A 25,518-nucleotide genomic window follows, 5' to 3' on the forward strand; every position below is an offset into this window, starting at 1 on the left:
CTCGAATCCTTTCACGTCCACTGTTTGCCCTCACGCTGGGCGCCCCCGCGAGCGACCAGTTCGCGATATTGGTCTTCATATTCCCTCGCCATCCGGCTCGCAGCGAAGCGCTGCTCGAAGCGGGCGCGGACCTTTCTTCTGTCAAGCCGGACGACTTCCTTGACCGCTTCGATAGCCTGCTCCTCGCCGTCCACGATGAAGCCCGTGACCCCATCTTCCAGGACTTCCGGCACCGACCCCGAGCGGTAGGCGATCACGGGCGTGCCGCACGCCATCGCCTCGATCATGACGAGTCCGAACGGCTCCGGCCAATCGATTGGAAACAGCAGGGCGGCGGCGCCAGCGAGGAACGGCTGCTTGCGAACTTCGTCCACCTCGCCGATCAACTGGATGTTCTCACCGTCGATCTCGGGTTCGATCTTCTTCTTGAAGTAGACCGTTTCCGCGCGGGGTATCTTAGCCGCGATCCGCAGCGGCATCTGGACGGCGCGTGCGATGCGGATGGCATCTTCCGGACCCTTCTCCAGCGTCAGCCGACCGAGAAAAGCCAGGTACGAACCGCCTTCGTAAGAGGGGCGGAGCAAATCCTTGGGCAGTCCGTGCGGGATCGTTGCGATCCAGTTCGCGTCCGGAAGCTGACGGCGCTGGTTGTCGGAGATGGAGACGAACGGGGCCTCGGCAAAGGTCCCGACCACATCGGATAAACCGGGAAGGTCGAGCCGGCCGTGCATCGTCGTCAGGAAAGGCACACCGGTCCGGCTCAGCACCGGCAGGGGCAGCCAGTCGATATGGGAGTGGATCACGTCGAAGTCGCGCGCGCGCTCGGCGACGGCTTCGATCAGCAGCGCGCAGGCGACGTTCGGATCGACGCCCCGCCGCCCCAGGCGCAACGCGCGCGGCCACACCGCCTGGAGCCTTCCCTTCGTCTTCGAGTCCTCGCTTGCGAACAGAGTGACATCGTGTCCGAATTCGACCAATTCGTCCACCAGCCAGGCGATCACGCGCTCGGTGCCGCCGTAAAGCTTTGGAGGAACACTCTCGGCCAACGGAGCAAGTTGGGCAATCCGCATCGGCTAGGCCCCGGACACGAACCGCATAATTATCACGACAACAGCGGACATGAGGAATGAAATCGCGAGCAGCGTCCAAGCCGGTCTCGTGCTTCCGCGAGCCACTCGTGCCGCGAGAATTTTTCATGGCTGTCAACATTCGTCTCCACCAAGCCGCTGCAGGTAAGCTATCCCGAAACCAGCGAGTTCTTCGGTATCGCTCCTCCACACTTCGAGCTTGCTGTAGAGGTGGCGCTCCAGCAGGCAGCGCCGGCTATCGTGTGCATCAACATCGGGGTGCCGCGCGCGGTAGACCGTCCAGGCGGTCTCCATGGCGTTCTTCAAGGCGACTTCGTCGACCATGCTCACCCTCCGGCGATCGAACCCAGTCGCTGCCAACTAGAAGCATTCCCGAAAGTTTCCAGTTTTTCCCGATACTGGACGGAGGCCTGGCCAGGATGCCTTCACTTGCTTATGCGCCGCCCAGGCATTAACTTCGGCCGGCCTCGTGGAGTAAGAGCCTGGGCACGGCCTTTGCTCCGTCAAGGCGTTCGACGGAGCAGCCCGTTCCAGCCGCTGCTCGGAAGGCGTGCCTTCCATGAAGTCGAGCACGGTCCGGCCTCGTCGGTGTCCGAACAACCACCTGTTGCCCCGGCTCCTATCCGACGTTCGGTACCGCATCGGCAACATTGGCGCTGGTGAGAGCTTTCGGTCCGCTCGTAAGCGAGACGCCGGTCAAGGGTCTCCTTTCTGTAGTGTTGCCGAGCGCTTCGGATGCGGTTCGCCCGAAAGGAACGAGCATTCCAGATCTTCTGCAATTCGCAGCTTCTTCTGCCGGTTCGCCAGGCGTCCCGCTCAGATATATGAACATCACAGTGCTCGCGACGTTTTCCACGGTTGGAGGAAGCGACAACGTGCCATTACGGACCAGATCGACATGCGGGTACTGATCGTCGACGACCATCCCGTTGTCGTGATCGGCTGCCGGGCCTTGTTCACGTCGGATCCCTCCGTCGAGATCCTGGAGGCTTCCGATGCAAAGGACGGCCATCGTGTGTACTTGCAGAAGCATCCCGAAGTCACCGTGGTTGACGTGAGGCTTCCCGACGCTACCGGCTTCGAGTTGGCCCGGCGAATCCGCAGGGATGATCCGGCCGCCAAAATAGTCATGTTCAGCGTCAGCGAGGATCCGGCGTTCGTGGTGCGCGCTGTCGAGATGGGCATTCAGGGATATGTCTCGAAGAGCGACGATCCCCGGCTCCTGGCCAAGGCCATTCGGAAGGTTGCAGCTGGGGAGCGCTTCGTCTCACCGCGTCTGACGGAGGCGACGACCTTCGCGGGAGCGGAGGTCAAGGCCACTCCCCTGACGCAGATGAGCCCACGCGAACTCGAGATCCTGAGGCTCTTGGGTCGTGGCGACCGCATCTCAGAAGTCGCTTCCAAACTCGGCCTCTCCTATAAAACCGTTGCCAACACGACCTCCCTGCTGAAGTCCAAGCTCGGCGCTAAAAATCACTCCGATCTCGTCCGGATTGCAGTCGAGATTGATTTGCACCGGTGAAGAGTCGACGACTGGGATGCCGTTTTTCAGAGTTAAGCGCCGCAATAGCGACATCGGCGAGCGTTCTGCGGCCGCCCAAAGGGCATTCTACGGGATAAAATGGCTTTTGCAGAGAACGCTTCCATCCCCGATTGCACATGGGGGATCACCAGCAATCCCTTCAAGCCGCAGCCCCCTCCGCGGAGCGGTAAACCTCTGACGGACGGCTAAGAGGGGAGCGATATGGAGCCGCCACTAACTGATTGATTCATCGTCAGAACCGTGCGTACGAATCCAGTGTGACATTTAGGAACGCAATCAGTCGAGCGGAGTTAAGTCGCGGCCGCTTCTCATGCTGTGTGCGCGGCCGAGCGAAGGAAGCCCATGCGTCGCGTTCGACTTGTGATAGCAGATCGACGTCCCATTGTTCTGCAGGGTTTTGCATCGCTGCTCGGAGCGCAGCCGGATTTCGAAGTAGTTGCATGCTGTCTTGATGGAGTGAGTTGCCTTGCGGCCATTCGCAGTTTGACCCCCGATGTGGTGTTACTGGAGGACGGATTCACCGATGTAACCGTCTCCGACATCCTCGCCGTCGCGGAGGACGAAGGTCTTTCCTCCCGGCTGGTGTTCTTCACTGCTACCGTCGCCTGCGGCGATCTTGCCAGTGCACTCGCGACCGGTGCCTGTGGCGCGATTCCGATGAACGCCAAACCAGAAGCGCTGGTGCAGTCCCTGAGGCTGGAAAAAACGGGGTCCGACCTGGCGAGGGTCGGTAATGAAGCTAATGGAATCGAATCGTTCGGCAATAATGTTCTGGCGGTTTTGACCGTCAACGAGCGGACGATCATGGATCGGGTCGCCGAAGGTTTGTCGGACAGTGAAATTGCTCGGGTCCTCGGTGTCTCTCTGGAGATCGTCAGGATTCACATCGACCACGCGCGACAGAAGCTTGGAATCAACAGTCGGACGGAGCTCGCCGCGCTGGCTCTGTCGCGCCGCTATGGCGCGATGAGTATCCTGGCAGCTGCGCTCCTGGCAGCGCTGGACGACTCGCCCGGTCACGCCGCAACCGAAAGTTTCACGGTCATGGCCGAAAACGGCTGCGCGGAGGTCGTAACCTTTAGAATCGGCCGCAAGGAAGCAGTATCAGGTGGCACCCCGGCCAGAAGCGCGAGCAAGGACCGCGCCGGCGCCGCAACCGGGACATCGACCGGCAAACTCGTCGACCCCGTTGCGGAGATTGCCGCGAGCGTATTTGCACAGGCAGCACTCAACGCGCCGAGGCCGGGTTCGAGCAGCTACAGCATCTTCATGGTTGCAGCTTTCGCCGCCTTGATCTACGAGCTCGATGGTGCCAACCACGCCGTGCAGGCGTTCGATTTCGGCGATGACATCGTCACTTCATCTACCGCAAGCGACGCTGACGGACCGGCATCCGCACTTCCCGGCTTTGCAAAATTCGGCGGTACAGCCGTGTACGGTGAAGCATTCGCATTCGAATTCGCCCAAGGCGATACAATCGCAACAGACGGCAGCGAGCTTTATGTCGGCAACACCCATGCGGAGGATGGCGGCAGTGGCAGAGAAACTCCTATTCCCCGAGGTTCCGGAACCATTGATGTCGTTGCGACGGCGGCGAACGAAGCCGCGCAACATGACTCCATGCATACAGGCCGGGAAGACGTGGCAAATCAAGGCCGGTCGCAATCCGACATGCATGCTCCCGACCACAGCTCCGAAGCCGCTAAGCTTGTGGGCCCGGGGGACGATTTAAATAACGGTCAATCGCAGAAGACCCTAGATGAGTCCGACCGCAGCTCCGGAGCCGCCAAGGGGCACGCCAAGCATGACGCCGCGGGAGACGTTTTAAACCACGGTCAATCGCAGAAAGCCCTGCATGAGTCCGACAACGTCTCCGGAGCCGCCAAGGGGCACCCAAAGAATGAGGCGGCGGGAGACAGTTTAAATCACGGTCACTCTCAGAAGGCACTGCATGAGTCCGACAACGGCTCCGTGGCCGCCAAGGTGCATGCCAAGCATGAGGCCTCGGGAGATTCGAATCGCGGACAGGCGCACAGCGACTTGCTGACTTTTGAAGATGGTTCCGCGGCCGACAAGCAACACGCACAGCATCCACAGGCAGGTGATTTAGATAGCAATCCGGAGCACAATATACCAATGGCGTCCGTAAATTCTGCCAACGACGCACATTCGGGATCGAAGGATAAGAAAGGCGGCCCTTCTTCCGACAACGCAGATCGGGCCAAATCAGCGATTGGCACCGAACTTGGCGATTCTTTTCATTTTAAAAGTGCCGCCGATAATACGTCGTCGGACGTCTATGACCTTCAACAACTGAGCAACGCAAATGGAAAAGCTCATGCAGATGGTCAACATGCTGTTGGACACGGGGGGCCGGAGCCGGACCAGGATGCTGATGGGATTGATATTTCAATTGCGCACCACGATCACTCCGGGCACGTCAATCTTCCTGCGGCTCACGATTTGATTCTGTAGCAAATTACTGGATGGCCGGGTTCAAGGTGCGCTATTTGGCGCTGCAGCACGACGGCTCGGACAGGTACTGGATCACCTTGCGCCCGTCGGAGCGCGTGGCCTTGGGGTCGGACCTGGCCGACGAGTTCACCTTCAAGCAGATCGACGATGCGCGCACCGGAAGCGGCATCGCGCTCGTGGCGTGGTCGGGAAAGAAACCCGATGGCTCACCCTTTCTCGCCGACCGCTACGTGCCGGAGACGGTCGCGACCGTGGACGATCTCCTCGATAGGGCGAAGCTTCTAGTGTGTCGCGACCACCTCGAGCCGATGCTTTTGCTGCTTCAAAAGCGCTTCCGGGAGTCGCGGATGCCTGGACTTCCGTCTCGAACGCTGGCGGATTTGCATCCGGCGGGGTGGACGTCGTCCACACGCTTAGAACTCGCGACCTCACGCCATGAAGGTTCAAGATGCTACTCTCTGTGCCCGGCGGTAAATCAAGTCGCATAAGGGAGAGGCGCGAGAACATTACGGCAAGCCTTAAGAATCGCCGGCGACTGCTGCTCCGGAACTGCGCGAGCGGCGCGCCTGAAGCATTTCGATAATCGCGAACATGACGATCACGACAATAAGGACGACGACCGATGCTGCAGCGATGACGGGGCTCACCTGAAGCAGGATTCCATCCCACATCTGCTTCGGCAAGGTTGTCTTGATGCCGCCGCCGACGAATAGTGCGACCGTCAGCTCCTCGAACGATTGCAGGAACCCGGTTACAAAGCCGACGGCGAGCCCGCCCGCCACCAGCGGCAAGGTAATGCGCCAAAAGATGCGCAGCCGTCCGGCGCCAAGCGTTGCGGCTGCCGCATCGAGCTGCCAGTCATAGCCCTTGAAGGTCGCCAGCATGACCATGAACACCACTGGCATCGCGATGACGGTGTGACCGATGGTGATCCCGATGTCGCTTGCCACTAGTCCCATTCGCGCGAACAGATAGAACAGCGCGATTGCTGTGACAATGGACGGGACCATCATCGGTGAAAGGCAGAGGAGGAACGCGATGCTGCCGAGCCTGCTGCGAGTCCTGGCAACCCCATACGCGGCCATCGATGCGATCAGCAGCGTGACGGCTGCCGCCGCGAACCCGATGCCGAATGAACGGGTCATCGCGCCGAGCCAGAGGGAGGACGCGAAGAACTGCTCGAACCAGCGGGCACTCAAACTCGGCGGCGGAAACGACAGAAAGGTCGAGCCAGTGAAGGCCATCGGGATAAAGGCGATGATCGGTGCCAGCAGCAAGGCGATCATGACCCAGGCATAGACCGAGAGCAGGGCGCCCCCGCGCAGGCCGCGGATATTGCGCTTCCAGAGCTCCTCGATCGTGCTGCAGATCAGCCCGGTGGCGTGGACGACGGAAAGCCCGATGCGTCGTACCGGGCCGTCCGCGCTGGTCGGCCGGCCGCTGCCTGTCGTCACCACCGACAGGTCGAAGATCCTGTCATAGACGAAGCAGATCGTGATGGTCGAAATCAGGAGGATCGCCGCGAGCGCGCTGCCGAGCTGCCAATTCTGCAATTCGTTGATTTGCAGGATGATAAGCTGCCCGATCATGGTGTCCTTGGCGCCGCCGACGAGGGCCGGCGTGATGAAGAAGCCGAGCGAGGAGACAAGAACGAGGAGGCCGGCCGACGCGACGCCGCGTACCGAGGGCTGAAAGAAGACCTGCCAGAATGCGCGCGAGCCGTTGGCGCCAAGCGTCGATGCTGCCATCATCAGGCGACGGTCGATCTGGTTCATGACCGGCAACATCGTGACGACCGCAAGCGGCAGCAGCGTGTGCACCATGGCGAAGACGACGGTGGTGCGCCCGAACAGCAATTGATCGCCGCCCTTCAGGCCGATCGCGGCCATGGTCTTCGCTACGATGCCGTTGCGCCCGAGCAGCACCAGCCAAGAAAAATTCTTGATCAGTGCGCTGGTCCAGAATGGTAGCAACACGAACAAGGTGGCAATGCGCTGCTGCTGGGCCGGCTTTTGCGACAGCCAATAGGCGAGGGGATAGCCTAGCACCAGGCAGAGCACGGTGGTCCAGCACGCGACCTGGAACGTCGTCGACAGCACGGTGAGATAGGGGCCGCCGTTCCAGATGCGCAGGAACGGAGCGACAGTCAGCGCGCCCGTGATCTTGTCCATCACGCTCACGGACAACATCTGCGCGGTCGGCCAAACCAGGAACAAGGCCAGGAAGGCGAGGCCAGGCAGCGCCAGCCACAGCGGGTCAAGCCTGAGTTTACGTGCCTTCGTGCGCGGACGCTCGGCAATTCCGAGAGACGTCATCTCGGCCATCTCTCAATGCCCTCGCTCGACCCGTTGCAGTGCGGTCATCTCGGTCTAGGCACGCTTGGCAAGCGGCGTCTTCGCCAATGCCACGTTGCGGTTCTCGGGGCGCGCCAGGCCGAGGTGCTCGCGGAGGGTGCGCCCTTCATAGTCGTGGCGGAATCGTCCGCGCCGCTGCAACTCCGGCACCACCTTCTCGACAAAGTCGGTCATCGTGCTCGGCAGCGCCACGAACGAGATCATGAAGCCGTCGCAGGCGCCTGCGTCGAGCCAGGTTTCCATGTGATCGGCCACCTGCGTCGCGGTGCCGCAAAACGTCGCCTTGGCACGATTGAACCGGCGCGCGATCTCGCGCAAGGTCAGGCCCTGGCGGATCAGACCGGCGATCTCGTCGAAATAGGCCTTGTGGAGGTTGGACGTCGCGGGAATCCGGCTGACAGGCACCGGCTCATCGAGAGGGAGATCCGACAGGTCGGTTTCGAGGTCCTGCCCAAGGCGCAAGATGCCGACATCAGGATGGACCAGGTCCTGCCAGCGATCGAGCTTGTCGCGGGCCTCCTGTTCGGTCTCGCCGATCACGACCGAAATGCCCGAGGCGATCTTCAGATCGTCCGGCCGGCGGCCGAACTTGGCCATCCGGGTCTTGAGATCGCTATAGAAAGCCTTGGCGGCATCGAGATTGCCGCTCGACCCGAACACCACTTCGGCATGTTCGGCCGCGAAATCCCGGCCGGTGTCGGACGCGCCGGCTTGGATGATGACCGGGCGGCCCTGCGGCGAACGCTCGATGTTGAGTGCGCCATGCACGGTGAAGTACTTGCCCTTGTGGTCGACCAGATGCTGCTTCTCCGGCAGGAAGCTCTGGCAGGTTTCCTTGTCGTAAACGAAGGCGCCGTCTTCCCAAGTGTCCCAGAGTGCTTCGACGACCTCGAGGAATTCCTTCGCCTTGGTGTAGCGGTCGCCATGCGGAGGCAACCGTTCGAGACCAAAATTGCGCGCCGCATAGTCGTTGGCGGAGGTCACCACGTTCCAGGCGGCGCGCCCGTGCGAGATGTGATCCAGCGAAGAGAACAGCCGCGCAACATTATAGGGCTCGTAGAAGCTGGTTGATGCGGTCGCTCCGAGGCCGATACGGGTCGTCGCCCCCGCAATGGCTGAAAGCAGGGTGATCGGCTCCAGGACGTTCATGAACAGCGGCGACCGGCTCCAGGCTCTCAGGTTCTCGGTGCGCGCCGCCGGTGTGTCGGCGATGAAGAAGAAGTCGAACTTGCCTCGCTCGGCGAGTTGCGCCATCTCGCGGTAGTAGTCGATGTCGGTCGAGGCGTGGGGTCGCGCCTCGTCCATCAACCACGATGCCGCGTGCGATCCGTTGGCGTGCACCAACGCGCCGACCACCATCTGCTTCTTCTTGCTCATGACCGTCCCTCCATGTTTTCTCGCGCGCCGCAGACGTTACTTCTTGCCGCCCATCAGCAGCCATTCCTGGAAGCGTTCCGAGACGGCTGCGTAGTTCTTGCCCCAATAGGCGTAGTCGCGCACGGTGAGGCCGGCGAGGTTTTCAGGCAGCGTCGGAAGCACCTTGGCGCGTTCGGGCGTAATGAACTTGTAGGCCTTGAGGTTGCTCGGACCATTGGCGACAATGCTGGAATAAGCCGCCTGGCGCTCGGGCTGCATCGAGAACTCCACGAATTTGCGGGCCTGTTTCAGCTTCGTCGTGCCCTTCGGAATCGACCAGCCGTCGATCGAGTAAAGGCCCTTCCAGACGATATTGACCGGAGCGCCGGAATCGATTGCGGCAAAAGCGCGTGCCGACCACGTGTCGGTCATATCGACCTCGCCATTCTGCAGGATCTGCGTATTCTGCGCGCCAGCCGACCACCACACCGCGACCTCGGAGCGGATCTTGTCCATCATCTTGAAGGCGCGATCGACATCAAGCGGGTAGAGATCTTTTGGCGCGACGCCATCGGCGAGCAGCGCCGCTTCCAGCACGCCCTTGGGGTTCCGATACAGGCCGCGGCGTCCCGGAAACTTAGTCGTGTTCCAGAAGTCGGCCCAGCCCGTCGGAGCCTCCTTCTTGTAAATGTCGGTGCGATAGGCCATCACGATGCCATAGGCGGAGAAGCCGAACCAGTTCGGCATCAATGCGCCTGGAATCAGTTCGTCATCCGGTCCCTTGTCGACCTCGAGCGGCTCGAGATAGTTCTTCTCCTGGGTCAGCCGCAGCACGTCGTCGGGGGTGACCATGCAGACGTCCCAGAGCTTGCTGCCGGTGTCGACGATAACCTTGAACTGCGTCACTGGATCCGATTCGTGGGCAACACCTTCGACGCGGATGCCGGTGGCCTTCTCGAACGGGTCATAGAAGGCGGTGCGGAGCGCGGCACCGGGAGCGCCACCGACGTCAGCGACGGTGATCTGCTCGGCCGCACCGGCCCCTCCGGACCAGACTGCCGGCAGCGCCAAGCCGGTAGCGGCCGCGCCCGCGGCCTTCAGAAGTTTCCGTCTTGTGATGCGCGTGATGGCGGACATTGTTGTTCTCTCTGTGATGTAATGAACGGTGTCGGAGGACGCGATGTGACGGCGCGGTGCTACGCGCCTGCCGTTGATGGACCGCTTTCGAGGACCCGGGCCTGGTTGCGCTCCCAGCGGATAAAGACGCTTTCATCGATTGCGACCGGCGGCAGGCCGGCCCCACGACGCACGGTGATCAACGTGCCGCTGGCGAGACGGACCAGCAGCCGCGTCTCCGAGCCCGCATAGATGCTTTCCTGAACACGACCGCTCAGCAGCGCCTCGTCATTGCTGCAGAGAAGGAGCTTTTCGGGGCGCACCACCAACGCGGCCGATTGCCCGACCTGCATGTCGCAGCCGTCGGGCAGTGGAAGCACGCCATCGGGGCTCTCAAGGCATCCGTTCGCGGCAACCTTGCCATGGATCAGGTTGGATGCGCCGATGAAGTCGGCGACGAAGGTGTTGGCCGGCCGTTCGTAGATTTCCTCGGGTTTGCCGAGCTGCTCGATCCGGCCGTCGTTCATCAGGCAGATGCGGTCGGCCAGCGCGAGAGCCTCTTCCTGATCGTGCGTCACGAAAATGATCGTTGCGCCGGTTTCGCGATGCAGGCGCTTGATCTCGATGCGCATGTCTTCCCTGAGCTTCTTGTCGAGCGCGGACAGGGACTCATCCATCAGGATCAGCGACGGCCGATAGACGAAGCAGCGCGCCAGCGCGACCCGCTGCTGCTGGCCGCCTGACAGTTCGCGGGGAAAACGGCTGGCAAAGTCCGAAAGCTCCACCATCGCGAGCGCCGCTTCCGTCCGGCTCTTGATCTCGCCCGGCGGCATTCGCCGCATCTGCAGCGGGAACGCGACGTTTTCGCGGACGGTGAGGTGGGGAAATAGTGCGTAGTTCTGAAAGACCACGCCGATGTCGCGCTTGTCGGCAGAGTTGTCGGTCTCGTCACGGCCGTCGATGATCAACTGGCCGCCCGACGGTTCGACCAGGCCGCAGATGATCTGGAGAAGCGTCGTCTTGCCGGACCCCGATGGACCAAGAACGGCGAGGAGCTCGCCGGCAACAACCTTCAGCTCGATCGGCTTGAGCACGGTGACCGCACCGTAAGCCTTCGAGATGCCACGAACGTGCAGCTTGACCTTCGACGGCAGCGGGCCAGTCGACGCGGAAGTGTCGTCGGACACGGCAGACCCTAAAGGCGCATCGTGAGCGTCGCGCGACGATCGCCACAATATACGAAACACGTCGCTACGGCGGCTTCGAAGGGGCGGAACGGCGCGGATCGCATCCATTACAGATCCTGTCAGGTCAACTGGGGCAAAGTAAGCCTCCCGGATCCGTGATGTGTAAATTACGAAAACCGGGTCCTTTGATTAGACGACGCCTAATCGATCCAGCTGAGGAATTATTGGGCGAACGGTGGTCAATCATTGGCCTTTTCGCCTACGGCGTCAGCGTTGGCCCGATATAGCTTTCAGGTAATCAGCGGCGACGATTTTCTTATTTTACGCCCGCACCGGAATCCATAAGTCTCGCTTGCCTGAACGTGCCTCTCGTAGGAGCAATAGATGACGAATTCCGTCGCCTCGTCGGAAGAGCAGCAGCTTCGTATTGATCTCGCAGCTGCCTTCCGCAGCATCGCCAGGCTTGGTATGCATGAGGCCGTCGCCAACCATTTCAGTGCCGCGATCTCCGCGGACGGCCGCCGGTTCTTGATGAATCCAAAGTGGCGGCACTTCTCGCGCATTAGGGCCAGCGATCTGGTTCTATTCGACCTGGATGACGAGCAGGGCGTCAAGGGACGGCCCGATGTCGATCCGACGGCCTGGGCCATTCATGGCCAGATGCACCGGCAACTGCCTCAGGCGCGGGTTGTGATGCATCTCCACCCTCCGTTCGCGACCACGATCGCCTCTCTTATCGATCCTCAGATCAAGCCGATCGATCAGAATACCGCGCGCTACTTCAATCGCCTTGCCATCGACGATCGCTATGGCGGCATGGCCGACAGCGAGCAGGAGGGAGCGCGCCTTGCAGCGCTGCTCGGCAACAAATCGCGGCTGATGATGGGAAATCACGGCGTGCTCGTGATCGCCAACTCGGTCGGCGAAGCCTTTGACGACATCTACACGCTGGAGCGTGCCTGCCAGATCCTGGTCCAGGCCTACGCGACGGGGCAGCCGTTGAAGGTTCTGCCCGACGCCGTTGCCGAAAGCACGGCGCAGGATTGGGAGCAGATCACGGACTTCTCGATCGCGCATTTCGAAGAAATGAAGTGCATCCTGGATACCGAGGATCCGTCCTACGCGCATTGATCACGACCGCGGCTGCGTTGCGGGATAGCGCGAATGAAATCGAGACAGGAGCGGATATGATACGGACGGGCGAAGAATACAAAGCCTCCATTCGCGACAGCCGCGCGGTTTATATGAACGGCGAGAAGATCAAGGACGTCACCGTCCATCCGGCGTTCAAGCCCCTGGTCGATCTCAGGGCGCGGATATACGATCTCCAGCATGATCCGGCGACGCGGCATCTGATGACTTACCGTGAGGACGGAGAGGTCAACGCGATCAACAACAAATTGCCGCTCAGCCAGCAGGATTGGTGGGACAAGCGCCGCGCGACCGATACGGTCCTGGAGGATGCCGGCGGCGTCATCACGCGCGTTGGCGACGAGACGGTCGGTGAAATGTGGTCGCTGTTCGACGGGCAGGACGTGCTCAACGACGTCGATCCGCAATTCTCCAAGAATATTCGTAATCACATCTTGAAGGTGCTGCACGCCGATCCGTTCCACGTCTCGGCAAACACCGATCCCAAGGGTGACCGCTCGAAGGCCCCGCAGGACCAGGATCCCGACATGTTGCTGCATGTCGTCAGGGAAACCGATGCGGGGATCGTAGTGCGGGGTGCGAAGTACGAGACGGCCGCGGCCTACGCCAATCAGGCGTTCACCAAGCCAACCATCGCCAATTGGGGCGATGCCGCCTATTCCGATTATGCGGTCGGATTCATCTGCGATCTCAATGCGCCGGGCCTCAAGTTCATCTGCCGCACCGGCTTTGCAGGTCGCGCGCCGGCCGAGGACTACCCGTTGTCGAACCGATTCGACGAGGTCGACACGTTGGTGATCTTCGACAACGTCATGATCCCCTGGGAAAACGTGCTGTTCTATCGGCATACCAAGGCTGCGGCCTATATTCGGGCCACGCTTCATCGCTACTCGGCGTTCGCGTTCGTGCAGCGGAATTTGAAGCTGGCCGACATGCTGATCGGCGCGGCGCTGTTCAACGTCCGCCAGACCGGGCTCGAGAAGCAGCAGGCGGTGCAGGAGAAGCTCTCGAAGCTCGCGATCTACCGCGAGGGGATCAACGCGCACCTGACGGCGGCGATCGCGCTGCCCGAGCGCAGCCCCGGTGGCCTGATGATGCCGAACCAGTCACTGCTCTACACCGGACGTGTGCTGGCCTGCTCGCAGCTTCACGAGATGATGCACGTCGCGCGCGAATTGTGCGGCGGTCAGATCTGCGTGACGCCCGACAAGGCTGCGTTCGAGGACGCCGAGACGGGCCCTTGGCTGGAGAAGTTCTATACGGTCAACGAGCATTGGGTCGCCGATGACCGGCGCCGGCTGCTGTCATTTGCGCGCGACCTGCTGAATTCGGACTATGCGGGCCATCGGCTGACGTTCCAGCTGTTTGCGCAGTCAGCGCCGTTCGCGCATCTTGCCGCTGTCTATCGAAACTTCGATTGGGACGGCCCGCTCGATTTCGTGCGGAGATCGGCGGGGCTGTCGGAGAGGGTCATGAAAGAGAAGAGCGCTCAGACTGGGGATCGCGCCGTCAACCATTGGTTCGGGCAGATCCGCGATGCGGCCGAGTAGCAGGGAGGGATTTTACATGCGAGCCACAAACGTGCAATCGGCTGCGATGGACATTCGGACGCAGTTCCTCGACGGCATGAGCCGTGCCGCATTTTGCGTCAACGTCGTGACGACGGATGGGCCGGCGGGACGTGCCGGTGTGACGGTGTCGGCGATGTCGTCGGTCTCGGCCGACGGCAGCACCCCGACAGTTCTGGTCTGTATCCATCATCAGAGCAAGACGGCGGCGGCCATCGTCGATAATGGCGTGTTCTGCATCAATATCCTGCGCGACGACCAGGCCGATATTGCCGATCATTTTGGCGGCCGCAGCAAATTCGGCGGCGACGACAAGTTTGCATATGGGCAATGGCTCCCGAGTGAGTCCGGCGCGCCGCGCCTCGCCGAAACCGTGGTGGCGTTCGACTGTCGCGTCATATCGTCCGAGCGCGTCGGCACCCACCACATCTTCGTCGGCGCGGTCGGTGCGGTGGCGGTCGGTTCGGGGCGGGCCCTGATCTACGCCGATCGTGTCTATGGCCGGGCCCATCCCATCCCGGCTTCGCAGACGTCATAATTACCTCCGTTACGACATCAGGACCAATCGATGACCCACAAACGTATCCGCCAGTTCAACACCAAGGACACCTATCCCGAACAGAAGCTCGACAATGATCTGTGCCAGGTCGTGGTCGCGAAAGGCAGCATGGTGTTCGTCCGTGGCCAGGTCGGCCAGGATATCGAGACCGCGGTCAATGTCGCGATCGGCGATGCCTCGGGTCAGACCGAGCAGGCGATGAAGAATGTCAGGACATTGCTGGCGGAGGCGGGTGCAGAACTCGGCGACATCTGCAAGATCACAATCTACATCACCGACCCGCGTTATCGCGAGGCGGTGTATCGCAAGATCGGAGAGTACCTCAAAGGCGTCTTCCCGGTCTCAACCGGAATCGTAGTGTCCGCGTTGGCGCGGCCGGAATGGCTGGTCGAGGTCGATGTGACGGCCGTCATTCCAGACGGGAGATGAGGGCTGCATGACCTTCTCCCTGACGGCCCGTTGCCCGGACACCGGGATGTTCGGCATGGTGATCTCGTCCTCGTCTCCGGCAGTTGCGGCGCGCTGCGTCCATCTGCGCGCCAAGGCGGGCGCGGTCGCGAGCCAGAACATCACGGATCCCGCGCTGGGGCAGATCGGTCTCGATCTGCTGGCGCGTGGTCTGAGCGCAACCGAAGTTTGTGACGCGCTGGTCGCTTCGACGCCATTCATCGCCTACCGGCAGCTGGTGGTCGTCGACATGCACGGACGCACCACGTCGTATTCCGGAGGCAATACGCTCGGCATTCACGCGACCCATGGCGGCGGGGGTGCGATTGCCGCAGGTAACATGCTCGCCAATACGCAGGTGCCGGCAGCCATGGTCTCGGCTTATCACGCTGGTGCCGGCAAGCCATTTGTCGAACGGCTGCTGTCGGCGCTGGAAGCGGGGCTCGTCCAGGGCGGAGAGGCCGGCCCGGTTCATTCGGCGGGCCTCTGCGCGGTGCGCGACGTATCCTGGCCGATCGTGGATCTTCGGGTCGACTGGAGCGAAAACCCGATTGAGGCGCTCCGCGAGCTATGGGCGGTGTACCAGCCACAGGTCGACGCCTACATCGATCGGGCGAAAAACCCATCGGTTGCGCCCGCTTTTGGCGTCGCCGGCGACGACAGGACCTGATCGGGCGCCTGCCCATGCTATAGTCGGTCTCGATTAGTCGGATGCAGGGGCCGAGCAGAAGCTAATGAGATATACGCTACGCCAGATCGAGTATTTCATCGCCACAGCGGAGACCGGGAGCATCACTCTGGCGTCAGAGCGGGTGAACATCTCGCAGCCTTCGATCTCGACGGCGATTTCGCATCTGGAGGAGGAACTCGGGACCCAGCTCTTTGTGCGCCGACACGCCCAAGGGCTGTCGCTGACATCGGCGGGGCGCGTTCTTCTGGTGGAAGCAAAGCGCCTGATCGAGCAGGCTGAACAGGTCTATTCCGTGGCCTCCGAGGTCGGAGAACGCGTTCGGGGCCAATTGTCTTTGGGAAGCCTGGTGACGCTGGCGCCGATGGTGATGCCGGAGCTGTCTCACTCGTTCACGTCCACCTATCCGGAATCGCGTATTATTCAGACGGTCGCCGACCACGAGCAATTGCTGGAACGCCTGCTGCGAGCAGAGCTCGATGTCGCCATCACTTACGACCTCTTGATCCCCGACGAGTTCGAGTTTCTGCCGCTGGCGAGCCTGCCGCCGCATGTCGTGGTCAGCGAAGCCGGCCCGCTGGCACGCCATTCTGCCGTGAGTTTGCAGGAGCTTGCGAGAGAGCCGCTGATCCTGCTGGATCTGCCGATCAGCCGCGAATACTTCCTCAGCATGTTCATGAAGGAAGGCCTTGAGCCGAACATCGTGTCCCGTTCCACGCATCAGGACGTGATCCGGACCATGGTCGCCAACGGCTACGGCTACACGCTGGCGAACGTTCGGCCGCGCTGCGAGATTGCCTTGGACGGCCGGCGCGTATCCCGGGTTCGGCTGTCCGGCGATCACAGGCCGATGGTCATGGGCGTGCTGACTCTCTCCCAGGGACGCAAATCCAGGTTGGTCGACATGTTCGAACAGCATTGCCGGCGCTTCGTCTCCGACGCTTATATCCCGGGTATGGTCGCGCCCGTCATGGAGCGCTGCACCTTCCGCGGACTGGTCGAGGGAGAGGAGAACCGGCCCGAAAAGGGCACGCCGGACTGAACGGCTCACGTCGCGTTGCCTGAAGTGGCAGGGCATATCGAAATCCGTCGAAGCCCATAGGTTTTTTCAATTTTCGTCCAGATGACATGGCTGGCTACTGTTCGTGTGGCCGTGCGCGTTTCGACTGGTATGCGTCCTGCATCGCCAACGGCCGAGGCGAGTGTCGACCGTGCTGGACGGAGGTGTAAGCGCATCCATGACGAAACCGACGATCTATTTCCTCAATGGTCCGAACGCCAATCTCTATGGCCTCGATCGTAGCGGAACCTATGGCCGCGAGAGCTTCGTCTCGATCAAGAAGCGATGCGAGGATCATGCGACCACGCTCGGCTTGACGCTCGATTTCCGTCAGTCGAACCACGAGGGCGTCCTCGTCGACTGGATCCAGGAGGCGCGGGAGAAGGCCGCAGGCGTCGTGATCAACGCCGCCGGGCTTACCTACACATCGGTTGCGATTCTCGATGCACTGCTCGCATTCGAGGGGCCGATCATCGAGGCGCATATGAGCAATATCTGGAAGCGCGAGCCGTTTCGGCACCATTCCCACGTGTCGCGCGCTGCGACGGGTGTTGTTGCCGGCCTTGGCGCGCTCGGCTACGAGCTGGCCTTGACGGCCGTCTCGCGGTTGATCGCGGAGCGAACAGCTCAATGACATCCGAGTTGATGGCGTTCTACAGTGCCCACGATGATTTCGACGCGTGGCGGGCAGCGCTTGCGGTCGAGGACGTCGAATTGCGCCAAGCCGATGATATCGTGGAGGCTGGCCGTGTCCGGCACGCGCTGGTCTGGAAGCCGCCGCATGGCTTCTTCGCACGCTTTCCCAATCTCGGTCTCGTCGTCAATCTCGGTGCTGGCGTCGATGCGCTGGTCGGGCGGGCCGACCTGCCGGATGTGCCGATCACCCGCCTGTCCGATCCGAAGATGGCACGCATGATGGCAGGCTACGTGTTGTTCGCGGTGCTGCGTCACGCGCGCAATATGCCCGCGTTCGAACGGGCGCAGCGCGAGCGGCGCTGGCACTACATCCATCCACGCGATCCCGAGACGATTAGCGTTGGCGTGCTCGGTCTTGGCGAACTGGGGCTGACAGCGGCGATGGAATGCGTGCGACAGGGCTTTCGGGTGCGCGGCTGGTCGAGCTCGCCGAAGGTAGTCGACGGGATCGAGACCTCGGCCGGCCTGGATGCGCTGGAAGCAGTTTTGAGAAACAGCGATATCGTTGTCTGCATGCTGCCGCAGACCCCGGCAACCCGCGGACTTCTGGATGCCGGCAGGCTGGCACAGATGCAGCCGGGGGCATGCTTCGTCAACGTGTCACGCGGCAGCATTGTCGATGAGCCTGCGCTGGTTGAGGCGCTGCGAACTTGCCATATTGCCGAGGCGACGCTGGATGTGTTCGCGACCGAGCCGTTGCCATCGGAAAGCCCGCTCTGGACGCTCGACAATGTGCTGATCACGCCTCATCTGGCATCGATTGCGCTGCCGGCGTCCGCGGCCCGGCAGATCGGTGAGAATGTCCGCCGATCCAGGACCGGCGAGCCGTTGCTAAGTCGCGTCGACCCCGGGCGGGGCTATTGACCCTGGCCCGAACAGGCCGCCGATCGTAAAGGCATCGCGGGTGTAGTCGGCAAAGCTCTGCACGGCTGGACGCGGCGTGTGCCGCTTCAGCCGCAGCACCGTGACGTGGGTTGGCGGCAAGGGCTCGACAATCGGCACGACGGCGATGCGGCTGCCATCGTAGCCGATGGTCGTGCGCGGCACCGCATTGTGGATCGAATAGCCTTGTCCATGACCGATCAGGCCGCGGATCATCTCGAATGAGCGGCTCCGGATGGCGACGCGCGGCTCGATTCCGGCGGCGGCAAACAGCCCAAAGAAGTAGTCGCGCGAATGCGGCAGATCGAGCAGGATGAACGGCTCGTCGCGCAGTTCCGCGAGGCTGATCGCAGGGCGCCTCGCCAGCGGATGGTCGGCCGACAGCAGGATGTAGGGCGGCAGCTCGCATAGCTTGTCGCCCGTGATGTCGTCCGGGATGGCGAACGAATAGGAGAGGGCAAGCTCGGTCCGCCCTGACATTAGCGCTTCGATGACTTCCTGCTGGTTGCCTTCCTCCAGCTTGACCGAGATGCCTGGCTGTCGTTGGCGAAAGCCGGAGAGCAATCCCGGCATGAAGCGTGTGGCCAGCGTCAGGAAGCTCCCGACCACGATCTCGCCACGGAGCGTGTTGCCGAGGGACTGTGCACTTTGCGCAAAATCGCGCGCATGATTGAGTAACAATCGTGCATCGTTGACGAGGCGCTGGCCGGCCGGCGACAGCGTGACGCCTTTTGCCAGATGCCGCACGAACACTTGAATGCCGAGTTCGGCCTCGATCTGGCCCAGCGCGGCCGAAATCGACGGTTGCGACACGTTCAGGCGCTTGGCTGCCTCGGTCACACTTCCCGCGTCGGCCGTTTCGACCATGTACCGAAGAGCGCGGAGAGAGAACCTCATCGTGTTTTCCTATGCATCTCCAAAGATATTTATATTTTCCTTATGCTAACTGCTCCGGCACCTTTTCGTCCAGTGCAACAGGAGCCGATCGATGATCCGCACGGGCGAAGAGTACAAGCAGGGCATTCGCGATGGTCGCGAGGTCTGGATCGACGGCGAGCGTGTCAAGGACGTCACCACGCATCCCGCGTTGAAGCCAATCATCGACGTCAAGGCGCGCATGTACGACATGGCGCATGAGGGGCACTACAGCGGCGATCTCACCTATGTCGAGGGTAACGAGCGGCACTCGATCTTCTATAAGCCTCCGACGGAGCAGAAGGACTGGCGCGACAAGATCAAGGCCCTCGATCATTTCATGAAGGACATTTCCGGCGTCGTTACGCGCGTCGGCGACGAGACCATCGGCGAGATGTGGTCGCTGACCGATGGTCGCGACGTTCTGGCCGAAATTGATCCGCGCTTTGCGCCCAATATCGATCGTCATATTCGCGCCGTGGTCGAGAAGGACGTCTTCCACGTCTCTGCCAACACCGATCCGAAGGGCGATCGTTCACTGCCGCCGCAGCAGCAGGATCCCGACATGATGGTCCACGTCACGCGCGAGACCGACGCCGGCATCATCATCCGTGGCGCCAAGTACGAGACCGCGGCAGCCTATGCCGACCAGGCCTATCTGAAGCCGACGGTCGGCGCATGGTCGACCGAGAAACTGTCGGATTATGCGGTAGGCTGCATCGTGAAGATGGGTGCGCCCGGCGTGAAGCACATCTGCCGCAGCGGTTTCGCCAGCCGCAGCAACCCGCAGGACTATCCGCTCGCCAACCGTTTCGACGAGGTGGAAGCGCTGGTCGTGTTCGACGATGTCCTGATCCCGTGGGAGGACGTCTTCTTCTATCGCCACACGCGCGCCGCCCAGTTTGTTCGCTCGACCTTGCATCGCTATTCGGCATTTCCTTACGTGCTACGCCTGCTTTACGTTGCCGACATGATGATCGGGGCGGCGATGTGGAATGCCAAGCAGACCGGTCTCGACAAGCTCCAGTCGGTGCGTGAGAAGCTTGCCGATCTCGTTTGCTACCGCGAGGGCATCAATGCGCACCTCACGGCGTCGATCGCGATGGCCGAGAAGAGCTCGGGCGGGCTGCTGATGCCGCAGCAGTCCATGCTCTATGCGGGACGCGTGTTTGCCTGCTCGCAACTTCCGGCAATGATGCACATCGCACGGGAATTGTGTGGCGGACAGATCTGCATCACGCCCAATGCGAATGCGTTCGATGCCAAGGGCAGCGGAGAGTGGCTGAACAAGTTCTACTCCCTGAACGATCAATGGCAGGCCGACGATCGCCGCAAGCTGCTTGCCTTCGCACGCGATCTCCTCAATTCGGACTATGCCGGTCATCGCCTGACGTTCGTGCAATTCGCCCAGGCGCCGCACTTCAATCATCTGGCCGCGGTCTACAACAGCTTCGATTTCTCGGGGCCGCTCGATTTCGTGAAGAAGTCGGCTGGCTTGTCGGATCGCATCGATGGAAAGGCCTCATGAGCGCGCCAGCTGCGCGGATGAAGATTGCCGCTGGCTATATCAAGCTGCTGCACGAACAGGCATGAACGAGCTGGCTGTCGCATTCGGTGCGACAAACCGGATCCTCTGAGGTCTCGCCAAGCTGACGGAGATCGACGTGATCGCTGGAACTTCGATGATTTAACGGCGTCAGAGCTGATCGACCGTCGGTTCTTCACAAGATGAGCGCCGATCTCTCGGGCGAGAGATCGGTATGCGCGTTTGCGTATTTCTCCAGAATTGTCAATGGGTTGTGAGTGGGGGTGGCACGCCGTTTGCTTTCTGGTTCATGTCAAAACATTGTTGTGAGGGTTGGAGATGAAACGTGTCCTGAAGCACTTCATGATGGCGCTGTCGTCGGTGCTGATTATCGGCGCCGTGCCGTCCTCGGCCTCAGCTGAGGATAAGCTCGTTGTCAGCACCTGGGGCGGCAGCTTTCGCGATCTGATCAACGAGTCGATCGCGAAGAAGTTCACGGCGGAGACCGGCGTCAAGGTCGAGTACGTCACGGGCGGCACAATGGACCGGCTCAACCAGGCCAAGCTGGCTGCCGGCAAACCCGAGAGCGACGTCACTTTCACGACGGCCCATGTCGGCTGGCTCTACGCAAATGACAATCTGTTCGAGAAGCTCGATCTTGCGAAGATCCCAAACGCCATGCATCTGGTCGAGCAGGCCAACATCAGCCCATACCACATCGGCGCCTGGGCCTATGTCTACACGATCGGCTATCTGCCGGATCAGCTCCCAAAGGGCGTCAGCTTCGACAGCTGGGAAGGTCTCTGGAATCCGGCACTGAAGGGCATGATCTCATCGCCCGATTTCGATCCCAGCCACGTCATCGCCGTTGCCGCAAAGCTGTCCGGCGCCGATGCCGCGCATTGGGAGGCCGGCAAGGACAAGCTGAAGGCGCTGAAGCCGAACTACAAGGCCTTCTACACCAATGACGCCAACAGCCAGCAGATGTTCGCGACCGGAGAGACGCCGGTCCAAGTCGTGCTGTCGATGAATGCCTACTACATGCGTGATCAGGGCGTTCCGATCAAGCTCGTCATCCCCAAGGAAGGTGCGGTGCTCGGTGTCGACACGATGGGCATCACCAAGGGGACGACCAAGGCTGAGCTGGCCTACAAATTCCTGAACATTGCGCTCGATCCGGCGGTGCAGGCACAGATCGCCGATCTCAAGAAAGGCAGTCCAGTGGTCGATAACGCGAAGCTCCGGCCCGAGGTGGCGGCGCTGCCCGGCGTGTTCACGACGCCTGACCAATGGGCGCATCAGACGCTGATCATCGATCACAAGCTGCGCGCCGAAAAAACGGCCGAGTGGCGGAAGTGGTTCGCCGAAAACATGATGGCTCCCTGAGCCAAAGCAGCGGCCCGGCCACGGCCGGGTCGCGAGTTTCCGCGCGGAGTTCGCCATGACCAAGCGCCCGTTTCTGTGTTGGTTCGTTTCGCCGGCCGGGCTTGTCGCGCTGGGGCTGACTGCTGCGATGGCGGCCGTGTTCCAGTTCAGCATGAGGACTTACATCCCGGGATCGCTGGAGGTAGGCGGATTCACGTTGCAGAATTTTGCGGCCATGCTGCGGCCGCTTTACGCGCTCGCGTTCTGGAACACGATCCTGCTCTGCTTCGAGACTGCGGCGTTCACGCTGATTCTTGCCTATCCGCTCGCCTATGCACTGGTGCGCACGAGCAGTTCCGCGAAGCGCTCCTTTATCCTGATTGCGGCGGTAACGCCGCTGTTTCTAGGGGAGGTGGTGCGGACCTATTCCTGGATGATTGTGCTCGGGAATAACGGCTTCCTCAACACGCTGCTGCTCAAACTCGGCCTCGTCGAGCGGCCTGTGCAGATGATGTTCACGCCAGGCGGCGTGATCGCGGCGCTTGTCCACGTGACGATGCCGATCATGGTGATCATGCTGGCCGCGGGTCTGTCGCATATCGATCGGAACTGCGAGAAGGCGGCGGAGAGCCTCGGCGCCGGACCGATCCGTGTCTTCCTGACGATCACGCTGCCACTATCGATGCCGGGCATCATCGCGGGCTTCTCCACCGCGTTCGCCTGGACATTCAGCGCTTTCGCGACGCCGCAATTGATCGGCGGCGGGCGGGTCAGCACAGTATCGACGCTGATCTATCAGCTCGGCTTCTCGTCCTTCAATTTCCCCTTTGCGGCAAGCCTGTCGATCATCGGCCTCGCGCTGTCGCTGGCGGTCATTGTATTGCTGAAGCAGGCAACCATGCGGCTCGAACGATTGGCAAGCCCGACATGAGGCGGTCTCCTGCCACCAAAGTGCTGAGATGGTCGCTGCGTGTGCTTGTCGTCGCGATCCTTCTGTTCGTGCTGTTGCCCGGTGTCGTCGTAACCGTTACCGCTTTCAACGACCGCGCCATTCTGGCATTTCCGCCGCAGGCGTGGTCGCTGCGCTGGTTTTGGCGGGCGTTCTCGTACAGTGATTTCGGCCGGGGTCTCTGGAACGGCCTGACGGTGACGTTATGGGCGTCGAGCGTAGCGCTGGTCGTCGGCGCAGCCTTCGCCATCGCGATCCATCGTTATAATTTCGTACTCAAGTCGGTGCTCGAAGGCATCCTGCTGTCTCCGCTCGTCATTCCACATTACACGATCGGCTTGGGTATGCTGATCCTGGCGTCGCAGAGCGGTGCGGGTCGTGGCTTTCCACTTGTTATCCTGACCCATGTGCTGCTGGTGCTGCCATTCGTGATGCGCAGCACCTTGATCTCGCTGCAAAATCTCGACAATCGACTTGAGCTTGCAGCTTCCAGCCTCGGCGCCAGACCAGGCCATATTCTGCTGACGGTGACGATCCCGCTGCTGCTGCCGGGCCTGTTGAGCGGTTGGCTGTTTGCCGCGATCCTGTCGTTCAACGAGTTTACAGCGACGCTGTTCGTCAGTAGCCAGGCGACGCAAACGCTGCCGGTCGCGATGTACAACTATGTCCGCGAATTTGCCGATCCGACGCTGGCTGCATTGTCGGTAATCTATATCGCCGTCACGGCATTGCTGCTGAGTCTCGCCAATGCCTTCCTCGGGCTCGGGAAGATTCTCGATGTTGATGCATACTGATCGGATGGGCGCGACTGCGAGCAGAGAGGCCGGCTGGCAGGGCCAGCCGGCGGTCCAGCTCGACGGCGTGACCAAGCGCTTCGGCGAGTCCATTGCCCTTCATGAGGCCTGGCTCAAGATCGAGCCGGCGGAGTTTATGACTCTGCTCGGTCCGTCTGGCTGCGGAAAGACCACGCTCCTCAATCTCGTTGCCGGCTTTCTCGAAGCCGATAACGGTGAAATCTTTATCGAGGGTACCCTGGTTACCGAAACTCCAGCCCATCAGCGTGAGATCGGTATCGTGTTCCAGAATTATGCGCTGTTTCCGCATATGAGCGTCGCGAAAAATATCGCCTACGGTTTGAAAACTCGCGGTATCGATAGGAAGGAGATTGCGCGCCGGGTCGAAGAGGCGCTGTCACTGGTCAAGCTGGACGGGTTCGGTGACCGCAAGCCGCGGCAGCTGTCAGGCGGCCAGCAGCAGCGTGTCGCATTGGCCCGCGCACTCGTGATCAAGCCGAAGGTGCTTCTGCTCGACGAGCCATTCTCGGCGCTGGACAAGAATCTACGCGGCTCGATGCAAGTCGAACTCAAGCAGATCCAGCGCGAGCTTGGCGTCACCACGATCTTCGTGACGCATGATCAGGGTGAGGCGCTCTCAATGTCGGATCGCATCGCGGTGATGTCGGAGGGGCGGATACGTCAGGTCGCAGCGCCTGGTGATGTCTATCGCCGGCCAGCGGATCGTTTCGTCGCGTCCTTCGTCGGCGATGTGAATGTACTGGCCGGATGTCTCGTCGCGCGGCACGATGAGGTTGCTATCGTATCCATCGGCGATATGCGTCTCGGTGTTCCGGCCGCGCCGCTTGAGAGGCTGGCTATTGCTGACGTTGCGGACGTCTTCATTCGGCCGGAGCATCTCGCTGTGACCTCGGCAGACACGCCAGGTGCGCTGCGCGGAACGGTGACTGCGCAGATCTTTCAGGGCGATCACACCGATCTCTATGTCAACGTCGTCGGCGTTGCGCGTGGGCCCCTCCTGTTGCGCACGGCAGGGATCGCGGCCTTGTCGTCCTGCCCGGTCGGCGCCGAGGTCGGATTGATCGTGGGATCCGATGACATCGTGGCATTCGCGCCCGAAACAAGGTAACGGCGTTGGTCATGCGCACTAGACGATCAATAATCCGACGATAGCTAATGTCATAGGCGCCTTCAACGTCGGCAATACGCTGCGAATTATGCCAATGACTAAGACTGCGGTTCGATGAAACCGCGAGCCTGAGCTCGAAGTGGGAACGTCAATGCCTGATCTTGATAAGGTCGTCGCAAAAGTTTAGGACGTGATTTCGCGGAATGCGATGTTCTACGAAGAGTCTCCGGAGGATACCAAGCAGTATCAGGTGTCGCCTGAGACGATCGCAATCTTGAGTTGGATCGCGACGAACATAGCGCTACCTACCATTCTGGCAGTTCTCGTCGCTCCGGTCTCCGAGATGTTCCAGTCGCTCGCCGGCTGCCAGTTGCAGGACGATAGTGATCTCCAGCATCCAGGGCACCGGTAACCAGAAATGGCGTAGCGCCCGGCGAACCGGGTGTCCCCCGTCCGAGGCCAGCTCATTCGGACCGGTTTCGACGAGCCGGCGCTCGGCTTCCTCTTGGGAAAGGCCTGCCTGGGTTCCAGGGACATTGTTGGAAAGGCCGCCAGCCGAGAACGTGTCGTGCTGATCTTTATCGGATTCCACGTTCCGGACCTCTCACCATTGATACCGGACGATGACCGCCTGCCCCAGTCCTTATGCGACAGGACAGGTCAGTCTGGG

General features: G+C 61.2%; 24 protein-coding genes. 16 read left to right on the plus strand and 8 right to left on the minus strand.

Features of this window, described 5'->3' with window-relative positions:
- Nucleotides 1–11: 11 nt before the first annotated feature.
- Nucleotides 12–1,070, minus strand: a complete 1,059-nt coding sequence (locus tag AC1RQP_RS28630) for a glycosyltransferase family 4 protein (RefSeq protein WP_492939941.1) — start codon at nt 1,068–1,070, stop codon at nt 12–14.
- Between the two features lie 132 nt (nt 1,071–1,202).
- The gene (locus tag AC1RQP_RS28635; RefSeq protein WP_492939943.1) at nt 1,203–1,412 is read right to left on the minus strand and encodes a hypothetical protein; all 210 of its coding nucleotides are present in this window, start codon (nt 1,410–1,412) and stop codon (nt 1,203–1,205) included.
- Nucleotides 1,413–1,986: 574 nt separating this feature from the next.
- Between AC1RQP_RS28635 and AC1RQP_RS28640 the strand changes: the two genes are divergently transcribed.
- The 3 genes from AC1RQP_RS28640 (at nt 1,987) to AC1RQP_RS28650 (ending at nt 5,594) form a co-directional block, all read left to right on the plus strand.
- The gene (locus AC1RQP_RS28640) at nt 1,987–2,610 is read left to right on the plus strand and encodes a response regulator transcription factor (RefSeq protein ID WP_492939945.1); all 624 of its coding nucleotides are present in this window, start codon (nt 1,987–1,989) and stop codon (nt 2,608–2,610) included.
- A gap of 363 nt (nt 2,611–2,973) precedes the next feature.
- Nucleotides 2,974–5,106, plus strand: coding sequence for a LuxR C-terminal-related transcriptional regulator (locus tag AC1RQP_RS28645; protein ID WP_492939947.1), 2,133 nt, complete (start codon nt 2,974–2,976; stop codon nt 5,104–5,106).
- A gap of 11 nt (nt 5,107–5,117) precedes the next feature.
- Nucleotides 5,118–5,594, plus strand: a complete 477-nt coding sequence (locus AC1RQP_RS28650; protein WP_492939949.1) for a hypothetical protein — start codon at nt 5,118–5,120, stop codon at nt 5,592–5,594.
- 30 nt (nt 5,595–5,624) lie between these two features.
- On the opposite strand, the gene AC1RQP_RS28655 is transcribed toward AC1RQP_RS28650, so the two are convergent.
- The 4 genes from AC1RQP_RS28655 to AC1RQP_RS28670 are packed head-to-tail and all read right to left on the minus strand — an operon-like array spanning nt 5,625 to nt 11,227.
- A complete protein-coding gene (locus tag AC1RQP_RS28655) occupies nt 5,625–7,421 on the minus strand; it encodes an ABC transporter permease subunit (RefSeq protein WP_492939951.1) in 1,797 nt (598 codons plus the stop codon).
- A 54-nt stretch (nt 7,422–7,475) separates the two neighbouring features.
- Entirely contained in the window at nt 7,476–8,837 is a 1,362-nt protein-coding gene (locus tag AC1RQP_RS28660) for an LLM class flavin-dependent oxidoreductase (RefSeq protein WP_239626058.1), read from the minus strand.
- 36 nt (nt 8,838–8,873) lie between these two features.
- The gene (locus AC1RQP_RS28665; protein ID WP_492939953.1) at nt 8,874–9,953 is read right to left on the minus strand and encodes an ABC transporter substrate-binding protein; all 1,080 of its coding nucleotides are present in this window, start codon (nt 9,951–9,953) and stop codon (nt 8,874–8,876) included.
- Between the two features lie 59 nt (nt 9,954–10,012).
- Nucleotides 10,013–11,227: an ABC transporter ATP-binding protein gene (locus AC1RQP_RS28670; RefSeq protein ID WP_492939955.1), complete on the minus strand. Its 1,215-nt coding sequence runs from the start codon at nt 11,225–11,227 to the stop codon at nt 10,013–10,015.
- Between the two features lie 276 nt (nt 11,228–11,503).
- On the opposite strand from AC1RQP_RS28670, the gene AC1RQP_RS28675 reads away from it, so the two are divergent.
- From AC1RQP_RS28675 to AC1RQP_RS28710, 8 genes are all read left to right on the plus strand, one after another.
- Nucleotides 11,504–12,250 (plus strand): class II aldolase and adducin N-terminal domain-containing protein, encoded by a 747-nt coding sequence (locus tag AC1RQP_RS28675; RefSeq protein WP_492939957.1) that lies wholly within the window; start codon nt 11,504–11,506, stop codon nt 12,248–12,250.
- Nucleotides 12,251–12,306: 56 nt separating this feature from the next.
- On the plus strand, nt 12,307–13,821 hold the full coding sequence (locus AC1RQP_RS28680; protein ID WP_492939959.1) for a 4-hydroxyphenylacetate 3-hydroxylase family protein: 1,515 nt from the start codon (nt 12,307–12,309) through the stop codon (nt 13,819–13,821).
- A 16-nt stretch (nt 13,822–13,837) separates the two neighbouring features.
- On the plus strand, nt 13,838–14,377 hold the full coding sequence (locus AC1RQP_RS28685; protein ID WP_239626050.1) for a flavin reductase: 540 nt from the start codon (nt 13,838–13,840) through the stop codon (nt 14,375–14,377).
- Nucleotides 14,378–14,407: 30 nt separating this feature from the next.
- The gene (locus tag AC1RQP_RS28690) at nt 14,408–14,827 is read left to right on the plus strand and encodes a RidA family protein (RefSeq protein WP_239626049.1); all 420 of its coding nucleotides are present in this window, start codon (nt 14,408–14,410) and stop codon (nt 14,825–14,827) included.
- A gap of 7 nt (nt 14,828–14,834) precedes the next feature.
- On the plus strand, nt 14,835–15,515 hold the full coding sequence (locus AC1RQP_RS28695; RefSeq protein ID WP_492939962.1) for a DUF1028 domain-containing protein: 681 nt from the start codon (nt 14,835–14,837) through the stop codon (nt 15,513–15,515).
- Nucleotides 15,516–15,579: 64 nt separating this feature from the next.
- Entirely contained in the window at nt 15,580–16,575 is a 996-nt protein-coding gene (locus AC1RQP_RS28700) for a LysR family transcriptional regulator (protein WP_492939964.1), read from the plus strand.
- Between the two features lie 196 nt (nt 16,576–16,771).
- A complete protein-coding gene (locus tag AC1RQP_RS28705; protein WP_239626043.1) occupies nt 16,772–17,227 on the plus strand; it encodes a type II 3-dehydroquinate dehydratase in 456 nt (151 codons plus the stop codon).
- Nucleotides 17,224–18,153 (plus strand): 2-hydroxyacid dehydrogenase, encoded by a 930-nt coding sequence (locus tag AC1RQP_RS28710; RefSeq protein WP_239626041.1) that lies wholly within the window; start codon nt 17,224–17,226, stop codon nt 18,151–18,153. Before AC1RQP_RS28705 ends, AC1RQP_RS28710 begins: the two co-directional genes overlap by 4 nt.
- Here the strand turns inward: AC1RQP_RS28710 and AC1RQP_RS28715 are convergent.
- Nucleotides 18,121–19,068 carry a LysR family transcriptional regulator gene (locus AC1RQP_RS28715; protein WP_492939966.1) on the minus strand — a complete coding sequence of 316 codons (948 nt, stop codon included), beginning with the start codon at nt 19,066–19,068 and terminating at the stop codon, nt 18,121–18,123. The two genes, AC1RQP_RS28710 and AC1RQP_RS28715, sit on opposite strands and share 33 nt — an antisense overlap.
- Before the next feature lie 91 nt (nt 19,069–19,159).
- On the opposite strand from AC1RQP_RS28715, the gene AC1RQP_RS28720 reads away from it, so the two are divergent.
- From AC1RQP_RS28720 to AC1RQP_RS28740, 5 genes are all read left to right on the plus strand, one after another.
- Complete coding sequence (locus AC1RQP_RS28720) at nt 19,160–20,614, plus strand: 4-hydroxyphenylacetate 3-hydroxylase family protein (RefSeq protein ID WP_492939968.1); 1,455 nt, start codon at nt 19,160–19,162, stop codon at nt 20,612–20,614.
- 336 nt (nt 20,615–20,950) lie between these two features.
- Complete coding sequence (locus AC1RQP_RS28725) at nt 20,951–21,997, plus strand: ABC transporter substrate-binding protein (protein WP_492939969.1); 1,047 nt, start codon at nt 20,951–20,953, stop codon at nt 21,995–21,997.
- A 55-nt stretch (nt 21,998–22,052) separates the two neighbouring features.
- A complete protein-coding gene (locus tag AC1RQP_RS28730; RefSeq protein WP_492939971.1) occupies nt 22,053–22,907 on the plus strand; it encodes an ABC transporter permease in 855 nt (284 codons plus the stop codon).
- Between the two features lie 41 nt (nt 22,908–22,948).
- Nucleotides 22,949–23,719, plus strand: coding sequence for an ABC transporter permease (locus tag AC1RQP_RS28735; protein WP_492939973.1), 771 nt, complete (start codon nt 22,949–22,951; stop codon nt 23,717–23,719).
- Nucleotides 23,720–23,786: 67 nt separating this feature from the next.
- Nucleotides 23,787–24,848, plus strand: a complete 1,062-nt coding sequence (locus AC1RQP_RS28740) for an ABC transporter ATP-binding protein (protein WP_492939975.1) — start codon at nt 23,787–23,789, stop codon at nt 24,846–24,848.
- 301 nt (nt 24,849–25,149) lie between these two features.
- Here AC1RQP_RS28740 and AC1RQP_RS28745 read toward each other — a convergent pair whose 3' ends face one another.
- Nucleotides 25,150–25,440: a cation-transporting P-type ATPase gene (locus AC1RQP_RS28745; RefSeq protein ID WP_239626028.1), complete on the minus strand. Its 291-nt coding sequence runs from the start codon at nt 25,438–25,440 to the stop codon at nt 25,150–25,152.
- Between the last annotated feature and the right edge of the window lie 78 nt (nt 25,441–25,518).

The organism is Bradyrhizobium sp. GW821-FHT13H06, assembly GCF_058803975.1.

Excerpts from the sequence above, each read along its gene's own strand:
- AC1RQP_RS28630 (WP_492939941.1), bottom strand. The coding sequence starts at position 1,070 with ATGCGGATTGCCCAACTTGCTCCGTTGGCCGAGAGTGTTCCTCCAAAG.
- AC1RQP_RS28635 (WP_492939943.1), bottom strand. The coding sequence starts at position 1,412 with ATGGTCGACGAAGTCGCCTTGAAGAACGCCATGGAGACCGCCTGGACG.
- AC1RQP_RS28640 (WP_492939945.1), top strand. The coding sequence starts at position 1,987 with ATGCGGGTACTGATCGTCGACGACCATCCCGTTGTCGTGATCGGCTGC.
- AC1RQP_RS28645 (WP_492939947.1), top strand. The coding sequence starts at position 2,974 with ATGCGTCGCGTTCGACTTGTGATAGCAGATCGACGTCCCATTGTTCTG.
- AC1RQP_RS28650 (WP_492939949.1), top strand. The coding sequence starts at position 5,118 with ATGGCCGGGTTCAAGGTGCGCTATTTGGCGCTGCAGCACGACGGCTCG.
- AC1RQP_RS28655 (WP_492939951.1), bottom strand. The coding sequence starts at position 7,421 with ATGACGTCTCTCGGAATTGCCGAGCGTCCGCGCACGAAGGCACGTAAA.
- AC1RQP_RS28660 (WP_239626058.1), bottom strand. The coding sequence starts at position 8,837 with ATGAGCAAGAAGAAGCAGATGGTGGTCGGCGCGTTGGTGCACGCCAAC.
- AC1RQP_RS28665 (WP_492939953.1), bottom strand. The coding sequence starts at position 9,953 with ATGTCCGCCATCACGCGCATCACAAGACGGAAACTTCTGAAGGCCGCG.
- AC1RQP_RS28670 (WP_492939955.1), bottom strand. The coding sequence starts at position 11,227 with ATGGATGCGATCCGCGCCGTTCCGCCCCTTCGAAGCCGCCGTAGCGAC.
- AC1RQP_RS28675 (WP_492939957.1), top strand. The coding sequence starts at position 11,504 with ATGACGAATTCCGTCGCCTCGTCGGAAGAGCAGCAGCTTCGTATTGAT.
- AC1RQP_RS28680 (WP_492939959.1), top strand. The coding sequence starts at position 12,307 with ATGATACGGACGGGCGAAGAATACAAAGCCTCCATTCGCGACAGCCGC.
- AC1RQP_RS28685 (WP_239626050.1), top strand. The coding sequence starts at position 13,838 with ATGCGAGCCACAAACGTGCAATCGGCTGCGATGGACATTCGGACGCAG.
- AC1RQP_RS28690 (WP_239626049.1), top strand. The coding sequence starts at position 14,408 with ATGACCCACAAACGTATCCGCCAGTTCAACACCAAGGACACCTATCCC.
- AC1RQP_RS28695 (WP_492939962.1), top strand. The coding sequence starts at position 14,835 with ATGACCTTCTCCCTGACGGCCCGTTGCCCGGACACCGGGATGTTCGGC.
- AC1RQP_RS28700 (WP_492939964.1), top strand. The coding sequence starts at position 15,580 with ATGAGATATACGCTACGCCAGATCGAGTATTTCATCGCCACAGCGGAG.
- AC1RQP_RS28705 (WP_239626043.1), top strand. The coding sequence starts at position 16,772 with ATGACGAAACCGACGATCTATTTCCTCAATGGTCCGAACGCCAATCTC.
- AC1RQP_RS28710 (WP_239626041.1), top strand. The coding sequence starts at position 17,224 with ATGACATCCGAGTTGATGGCGTTCTACAGTGCCCACGATGATTTCGAC.
- AC1RQP_RS28715 (WP_492939966.1), bottom strand. The coding sequence starts at position 19,068 with ATGAGGTTCTCTCTCCGCGCTCTTCGGTACATGGTCGAAACGGCCGAC.
- AC1RQP_RS28720 (WP_492939968.1), top strand. The coding sequence starts at position 19,160 with ATGATCCGCACGGGCGAAGAGTACAAGCAGGGCATTCGCGATGGTCGC.
- AC1RQP_RS28725 (WP_492939969.1), top strand. The coding sequence starts at position 20,951 with ATGAAACGTGTCCTGAAGCACTTCATGATGGCGCTGTCGTCGGTGCTG.
- AC1RQP_RS28730 (WP_492939971.1), top strand. The coding sequence starts at position 22,053 with ATGACCAAGCGCCCGTTTCTGTGTTGGTTCGTTTCGCCGGCCGGGCTT.